The 7,864-nt window shown below is 60.6% G+C and carries 9 protein-coding genes; all 9 read right to left on the bottom strand.

Annotated elements, in window-relative coordinates:
• Positions 1 to 778, bottom strand: a protein-coding gene (locus Q1A36_RS20825; protein ID WP_299848002.1) for an IS5 family transposase whose coding sequence is annotated in 2 segments (ribosomal slippage) — positions 1 to 455 and positions 458 to 778 — 776 coding nt annotated over the 2 segments. Because the reading frame shifts where the segments join, the coding sequence is not laid out codon by codon here. This gene is flagged as partial in the annotation.
• A gap of 47 nt (positions 779 to 825) precedes the next feature.
• Complete coding sequence (tnpB, locus tag Q1A36_RS20820) at positions 826 to 1,047, bottom strand: IS66 family insertion sequence element accessory protein TnpB (RefSeq protein WP_299848000.1); 222 nt, start codon at positions 1,045 to 1,047, stop codon at positions 826 to 828.
• Positions 1,044 to 1,472 (bottom strand): transposase, encoded by a 429-nt coding sequence (locus Q1A36_RS20815; RefSeq protein ID WP_028710876.1) that lies wholly within the window; start codon positions 1,470 to 1,472, stop codon positions 1,044 to 1,046. Before Q1A36_RS20815 ends, tnpB begins: the two co-directional genes overlap by 4 nt.
• A gap of 426 nt (positions 1,473 to 1,898) precedes the next feature.
• A complete protein-coding gene (locus Q1A36_RS20810; protein ID WP_024845481.1) occupies positions 1,899 to 2,243 on the bottom strand; it encodes a RidA family protein in 345 nt (114 codons plus the stop codon).
• Positions 2,244 to 2,432: 189 nt separating this feature from the next.
• Complete coding sequence (locus Q1A36_RS20805) at positions 2,433 to 3,992, bottom strand: FAD-dependent oxidoreductase (protein ID WP_081762246.1); 1,560 nt, start codon at positions 3,990 to 3,992, stop codon at positions 2,433 to 2,435.
• Positions 3,993 to 4,029: 37 nt separating this feature from the next.
• On the bottom strand, positions 4,030 to 4,848 hold the full coding sequence (locus Q1A36_RS20800) for an ABC transporter permease (RefSeq protein ID WP_179922367.1): 819 nt from the start codon (positions 4,846 to 4,848) through the stop codon (positions 4,030 to 4,032).
• Positions 4,841 to 5,692: an ABC transporter permease gene (locus Q1A36_RS20795; RefSeq protein WP_024845484.1), complete on the bottom strand. Its 852-nt coding sequence runs from the start codon at positions 5,690 to 5,692 to the stop codon at positions 4,841 to 4,843. The genes Q1A36_RS20800 and Q1A36_RS20795 overlap by 8 nt, the downstream gene beginning before the upstream one ends.
• Entirely contained in the window at positions 5,689 to 6,768 is a 1,080-nt protein-coding gene (locus Q1A36_RS20790) for an ABC transporter ATP-binding protein (protein WP_024845485.1), read from the bottom strand. Before Q1A36_RS20790 ends, Q1A36_RS20795 begins: the two co-directional genes overlap by 4 nt.
• Positions 6,769 to 6,824: 56 nt before the next feature.
• A complete protein-coding gene (locus Q1A36_RS20785; RefSeq protein ID WP_299847976.1) occupies positions 6,825 to 7,742 on the bottom strand; it encodes an ABC transporter substrate-binding protein in 918 nt (305 codons plus the stop codon).
• Positions 7,743 to 7,864 lie beyond the last annotated feature (122 nt).

The following is a 7,864-nucleotide window of genomic DNA, read 5'->3' as shown; positions in this document are numbered from 1 at the left end:
CCGCCTCCCAATACGGATTGTTGCGATCCCACCTTGGCACGTCGATGCCGTCGGGGGGCGGTTACAGCATCAGAGCCGCATCTGTCGTATCGGGTCGCCACACGTCGCCAATCCTTGAGCCTGCCGAACATGATCTCGATGCGATTGCGCCGTTTGTAGCGTCGCTTGTCGTATTTCACGGGCGTCTTGCGCTGCTTTCGGCCGGGGATGCAGGCGCGTACCCCTTTGTCTTTCAACGCGTCTCTGAACCAGTCGGCGTCATAGCCCCGGTCCCCGAGCAGCCATTCCACGTTTGGCAAGCTACCCAGCAAAGCCCGTGCGCCGATGTAGTCGCTGACCTGCCCGGCGGTGACGAAAAGATTGAGTGGGCGTCCCTGACTGTCACAGACGGCGTGCAGCTTGGTGTTCATGCCGCCCTTCGTTCGGCCAATCAGGCGTCCACGCCCCCCTTTTTCGCGGCCATGCTGGTCGCGGTTCGGTGGGCTTTGAGATAAGTCGCGTCGATCATGACCGTCTTTTCCTCGCCGTGATCGGCTGCCAGGCCAGCCATCATCTGCGCAAAGATGCCCTTGTCGCTCCACCGCTTCCATCGGTTGTAGAGCGTCTTGTGGGGGCCGTATTCCGCAGGCGCATCGCGCCAACGCAACCCATTGCGATTGATGAAGATAATCCCGCTCAAGACACGCCGATCATCGACGCGGGGTTTGCCGTGGGACTTCGGAAAATAGGGCTCAAGACGCGCCATCTGGGCGTCGGTCAACCAGAAGAGATCAGACATGTTCACCGCTCGTTTTTCGAACCGTGAATCACGCCGCCTCGCAGAAATCAATGGGTCCTGACCCTATACACCAGCACCATGCCGGTGCCGTCCCACACCAGGATCTTCAATCTGTCGCCGCGCTTCGATCGGAAGACCACCATCACCCCGGAATGCGGATCGAGCCGCAGCGTGTTCTGAACGATCAGTGCCAGCGCCTGATGACCGCAACGGAAGTCCACCGGTCGGGTCGCCACCAGGATCGGCAGCCGCTGCCCGGCGACGATCATGCCGACCTGCGCAGCGCACGCACAAGCGCCGCCGCTCGCTCCGCCGACACGTCGCCCGGCACGCGGACAATAATCCCGTCGCCAATCTCGATCCCGACGACCCCTTCGGCACCACGCGCGGCATCAGGCGAGGCATCCACCTCGTCATCTACCGACACCGGCACGAACGCCGGCACCACGGTCGCGCCTACCGCCTCCATGGCATCCGCCGGCAGCGCCAGAAGCCCCTGTCGCGCCTGGCGCCGCCAGTCCGAGAGCTGATGCGGCGCAAGATCATGCCGCTGCGCGACATCCACAACTCGCACCCCGGGCTGGAAACTCTCCGCCACGATCCGGGCCTTCACCGCCTCAGGCCAGCGCCGATACCCCCGCGTCCGCCGCACCACCTCGACACGACCAACGAACCCGTCGCCACCATCCGCCATCATCGCCCCCTTGCAGAAAACCACAAAGAGGCTCGCTGCTACGCAGCTCGCAGGAAACCCGCGATATCAATGGGCTGGAGACGGCGCATACCGAAAAGCTGAGCGCGCTGATCCACAACCGGGTAAAATCCGGACACGCAGCCGCACCGGCACGCAGGAAAAACTTGGCCGACAGCCAAGGAAACGGCCAAAATCTGATAAACTCGCGGCAAAAGTCATCCAGGCCGTCGCCGAGGGACGATCATACCGATGGATCGCCCGAGACCTTGGCATCAGCAAAACACCGTTCTCGAAATCATGAAACGGCATAGGCAGCAACCCTTAGACCAGATGACCATCCCGCGCCAGCGGGGTAGCTTCAACATGCCCGGAAAACCAAAAATGCTCATGAGAGGGTATCATTCTGCCCCATACGGAATCGGCCCCTCAGCGTACGGCCGAGACGACGATCTCGATCAGCACGTCCTTGCCCAGTTCAGCCACGCCGATGGTCGCGCGGGTCGGCAGATGCTCGGCGGGAAGCCATTCCAGCCAAGCCTCGTTCATACCTTCCTTCTGGTCGAAATCGGTGATGTAGAGCATCGCCGTCACCAGTTTTTCCTTGCTTGAGCCGACCTCGGCCAGCAGCTTGTCGATCTTGGCGCAGATCTGGGCGGTCTGGCCCTTCATGTCCTGGGCCAAGTCGTCGGCAATCAGCCCGCCGAAATGCAGGATGCCGCCTGCCTCGACGATGCGGTGGTTGATCCGGGTCGGGAAATGGCGCTGGATCATAGGGTTTCCTTTTCATTGGGAAGGGATTTAGGTGCTGTCGCCAACACTCGGCTTTGGGCTGGAAATCACCCGTGGCCTCGAACAGAGGTCCGCCTAACATGAGCACCTGACCGGAACAGAACTGGTGCAGATCCATGCAATCGCGCCAGCCGCACAGGCGATCTCAGTGAGTGAGAGACTGGACGCGTCTCAGGCGGAAGCCGAATAATTGGATTTTTCATCAAGCGTCACACGATGCTGTTCTTCAACATACCGGCAGAACGCCTCCATCTCGGCCGTGCACCGGCTTTCTGACCAGTCAAGCACTTCGCCCATGGCGGTGACAACGCGGGTGAGCAGGGCTGTGGTTACTAGGTTATCCCAGAACAACATGGTACGGCGACAAAGGATGTCGGTGGCGGAGCGCGCCTGTTCGGCGGTGATGAAATGCACAACCGCCGCGCGCAGCTCTACTTCGTCCGAATCCGGTCGGAGCGCCGGGGCCGGACGCGGAGCATAGTTGATCGCGCGGGCGGTGCCGGAGGGGCGTAGGACGCCATTGATGTGCTTAACAATCCGCCGCGCCGTCGCGCGGTGGTTGACAATGATGCCCCAGGTCACTGCGAGCAGGTTGCGCGCGCCGTCTTCGCCCATGTCGTGGAAGATGCTGAAAGGCAGGCGCTTGCCTTGGGGGCGCTCCGGATCAAAGGTAATCGGCCGGGCGCCGGCCCACGCCAGTTCGACCTTGGCGTCAGCAATCGGCAGGTTAGGCAATAACGCCTGCGCCTCGCGCTTGAGAAAGGCGATGTCATCGTCATCGGGCGTTACCTTGTCCGGGTCGCCATCATAGATCGTCTCGGTCGGGCCGATATAGTGGTAGTCGCCCCAGGGTAGGCAGAAGATGTGCTCCCCAAGTGAGTTCTCCCCGGCGATCCCATGGCCACGATAGATATCCGGCAGCTTTACAAGGATATGGACCCCCTTCATTGCCCGAACCCGAGGCGGTAGGTTATGCAGGCCAGGCACCATCCGGTTCGTGGCGTCGATCTCAATGCCGGCGAGGTTCAGCACATAGGCTGCCTCGACACGAGCCCGCCCTGTCGCGTCTTCGAGTTCAAGCTGCCAACCGGTCTTGCCGCGCTTCTCCAACGCGATCACGGAGGTGTAGTTGCGCACGACTGCCCCAAGATCCTCCGCGTGGAAACAGGCGTCCAGGGCAATGCGCTCGGGCCAGATGAACTGCTGGTCATTGAAAGCTACTACGGAGCGAATCTTTTCCGGATTGGCCAGATGAGGCACGAATGGATGCGGCGAAGCCACACCCTTCCAACGGCGATAGTTGATCGGGCTCCGGCCGCGGTTCATCAGTCGCACCAGCGCAGCGCCAATGTCAACGTGCCAGCCAGAGTAGCCCTGATGGGCATAGATCGGCAACGCGATGTCCATCGGCCGCAGATAGGGGCGAATTGTCTCGTAGAGCTCGCCCTGCGCCTCGGCCATCTCACGGGCGGTGCGCAGCTTCATCCAAAGTTGGCCTGGCGAACGCAGGAATTCCCAAACGTTCTTCTTTGGCGCGAGGAAGCGCAGGCCGCAATGTAGGATCCGTCCCGACCGGCTGGTTGCGCCACTGGCAAAGTCGTTGCGTTCGACCAAAAGCACCTGGTACCCCGCTGCGGCGAGATGCTGGGCCGCAGCGCAGCCGTTGATGCCGCCGCCGATAATCGCCACGTCGAAGGACCGGCCGTTAAGATCGTTAAGTTCGCTGCGCACGTTTCTTCTCCTTGTAGGCGGTTCGGTCTGACCGGACTCAACTCAGCCGGCCCACATTGGCCCGGTTGAGCCGCATCAGGACGGCCATCACCAGGATGACCATCAAAATCTCCATCACTGACACCGCTGCGATGGTGGGGTCGATTTGGAGGCGAATATTGTCGAACATCTTCTTCGGTAGGGTGCCAAAGGTCCCCGACAGGAACATCGCCACCACCAGCTCGTCGAAGGAAGTGATGAAGGCGAGGAAGGCAGCGGAGAGTAGGCTCGGACGGATCTGCGGAATGGTGATGCGCCGGATCGCAGTTAGGCGGCTCGCCCCTAGACCCATGGCGGCAGTCTCCTGGTCTATGTCGTATTCCCGCAGGCTCGCCGTGAGGACGATTACTACAAATGGCAGGCACAAGATTGCATGGGCAAGGGCAATGCCGAACCAGTTGCCGACTAGGCCGAGCCTCGAAAACAGCGAGTACATGGACACTGAGTAGACGATCGAGGGTACGATCATTGGCGCAAGGGCGACCTTCTCCAGAGCCGGCCCCCACTTACGCAGGCCACGGGTGATGCCAAGCGCGAAGAGGAAGCCAACCGCGACCGAGATAACAGTCGCGACCACTCCGACCTGCAAGCTAAGGATCGTTGCGTCGATCCAGCTGTCCTGCGCGAAATATGTCTCGTACCAACGGGTCGAATAGCTCTCGGGTGGAAAGCTCAGATAGGAACCACCGCTGAAAGAAATCGGAATGACGATCAGCAAGGGAGTTAAGAGGAACAGGAAGGTCACCCAGGAAAAGATATGGTGCGCGACATTTCCAATTCGGCGGAGGAAGCGCGTACGGCTGCGACGCTCAAGCATGGACGCGCCCCCGAACCAGAAGTCTTGTAGAGAGCTTGATCAGCCAGAAGATCACCAAAACCATCGCGAGCAAGATGACGCAGAAGGTGCCGGCCATCGCCCAATTGAGGAAGGAGCCGGCCTGCTGTTCGATCAGAAGGGGGATTACCGGCACCCGACCGCCGCCGAGTAGCGCCGGCATAATGAAGACACCGAGAGACAGTACAAGCACCAAGCTAACCCCTGCTAGCACGCCGTGAATCGTTAATGGGATCAGAACCCGGGTCAGCGTCGAGAACGCGCCGGCACCTAGCCCTCGAGACGCCTCGAGCAGGCTGCGGTCGATCTTCGAGGCAGAGCTGTAGATCGGCAGCACCATGTAGGGCAGCAGGATGTGTACCATGCCTATGACGACTGCAAACTCGCTGTTCGACAAGCGTAGCGGCGTGTCGGTCAGCCCTAGTGCCATCAGCGCACTGTTGATCGGCCCATTGCGGCCGAGCAGCACCATCCAAGCGTAAGTGCGTACCAGCTGACTGGTCCAGAGCGGGATCAAGAGTAGGAAGAAAGCGACCATTCGGCTGCCGCCTGTCAGCCGGCACATGTAGAAGGCGAGCGGATAGGCAATCACGAGGTCGATCACAGTGACGATCACGGCGAGGCGCAGTGTGTTCAGGTATACCTGCATGTAAGTCCCACTGCTGACGACCCGCGCATAGTTCTCGATGTTGTCAGGATGCAGCGTAGTCAGAAACAGGGTAGCTAGCGGGTAGAAGAACAGAACCAGAAGCAGCATCGCGGCCGGAGCGGTCAACAGCATCCCCGTGGCACGGGGACCACGCAGGTGGACGAGCGCGCCGGTCATGCTGCGGACCGATCCGTGAGTGGACGGCAATCCGCCGGCGCCACGGTCAGCTGCAGGGTTTCACCCGGCTGGAAGATCGCGCCTTCACGTGCGATGGCTCGCACGCTAACCTCATCGCCCTGGGCAAGCCGCACCCGATAGACAGTGAAGCCGCCGACAAAGCTGCGATCAAGCACCTGCGCCGCAAAGACGTTAGCCTCTCGCGGATCGGCGGGAACGGAGGCCCGGCTGAGCGTGATGGCTTCGGGGCGGATCAGCATCCGGTTGCAGTCTGTGGGCGCGGCTAGCGAGAAATGCGCGCCCGAGGCCGCATAAAAACTGCGGCCTTTCGGAACGCCCTCAAAAATATTCGACTCTCCGACAAAGGTCGCCACGGAGATTGAGTTCGGGTGGTAGTATATCTCGGCGGGCGTACCGATCTGCCGGATTGCGCCGCCACCCATTACTGCGATGCGGTCGCTCATCACTAGCGCCTCCTCCTGGTCATGGGTGATGAAAATCGTCGTCAGCCCCAGCGAGCTCTGCAACTGCTTGACCTCCTGCTGCATGCTCTCACGCAGCCGGCGGTCAAGCGCGCTGAACGGTTCGTCGAGCAGCAGTAATGACGGCTCGAAGACTATGGCGCGAGCCAACGCCACGCGCTGCTGTTGGCCACCCGACAGCTGTCTGGGATAGCGGTCGCCGAAGACGCCGAGATGTACCGAATCGAGCGCGGCACGTGCTCGGTCGGCGGCAGCGCGGCGCGTGATCCGACGCATCTCGAGCGGGAACATGACGTTTTCCAACACGGTCAGGTGCGGGAACAATGCATAGTTCTGGAAGACCATGCCGATCTGCCGTTCCGCCGCCGATGCCCAAGTCATGTCCGCGCCGCGAATGCTGACCCGGCCAGAATCCGGCGTTTCGAAACCTGCGATGATGCGGAGGAGTGTTGTCTTTCCCGAGCCGCTGGCTCCGAGTAAGGTTAGGAACTCACCGGCGGCAACACGCAAGTCGATCTCTCTGAGCGCCTCCACCCGGCCATAGGTTTTACGGATTTTCTGGACATCCAGAACAGCTTGGTTTTCGTTGGTCATTCTCGCCCCCTGTTAGAGCGGACGCTTCCGTCCGCCCGGTACTTCTTCCAGCGGCGTTAGTTGTGGCCGAGCATCCAGGCAGTCCAGCGCTCGTTAACTGCCTCGCCGTTCTCCAGCCACCATTCCTGATCCATCCATACCTGTCGCGATGCGTTATTCGGGTGCAGCGGCAGCATCTCGCGGATTTCTTCCGGCACAAAATTAACGTGGTCCGGATCAGGGCCGGAAAGCCCGAAGGCAAGGGCATATTTCGCTTGATTTTCAGGCTTAGCCATGATCGCGAAGAGCTGCTGTCCGTATTCAGCGTTCGGCGCGCCCTTGGGAATGGCATAGGCCGCAGCCTTCAGAATGCCGCCGCCATATTCCATTTTGATCGGTGCGCCATTGCGAACGGCGGCGAAGAGCCGTGAATTCCAGCCGGTAGTTGCCACGACCTCGCCGTCGATCAGGAGCTGCGCTTGCTGCGCGCCAGTCGTCCACCAGGTGGCAACATGCGGATAGATCTCATCAAGCTTCGCGAAGGCACGATCGAGATCAAGCGGGTAGAGATCTTCCGGAGCAACGCCGTCGGCGAGAAGAGCGGCTTCAAGATTGTCAATTGGGTGGTTGCGCATCGCCCGCGGGCCAGGAAACCTTTCGACGTCCCAGAACTCCGCCCAGTTGGTCGGGCCCCCTTCAGGAAAGGCCTCCGTCGAATAGCCGATGATCGTCGAATAGCTCGAGATTGGATAGAGATACGGGTTCAGCGTTTCTGGCGGGAACTTCGAGCGGTCGACGATGGTGTCGTCGATTGGCTCTAGCAGGCCGAGTTCGATCGCGCGGCCAGCGTCCTCAGATTCCACCTCCGTCACGGTGTACTCAACGTTGCCGCTCTCGACCATCGCGCGCAGACGACCTAAATCGGCAGGACTGGATTCAAGGATCTTCACTCCAGTTGTAGCTTCGAAGTCGTTGAAATAGGCCTCGCGCAGCATTGGGCCGTTTTCCCCACCCGAGGTATTGACGATAATGCTCGCGGGGGTGTTGTCACGTTAACTGGGCTACAGTTGCCTGCCTGACGGTTTGGGCGTAAATTTTGGCGATGCAGACATCAGAT

The organism is uncultured Paracoccus sp., assembly GCF_947487305.1.
GTDB lineage: Bacteria > Pseudomonadota > Alphaproteobacteria > Rhodobacterales > Rhodobacteraceae > Paracoccus.
Note: the sequence above shows the minus strand (reverse complement) of the source record. Positions and strands in the feature narration are given on the sequence as shown.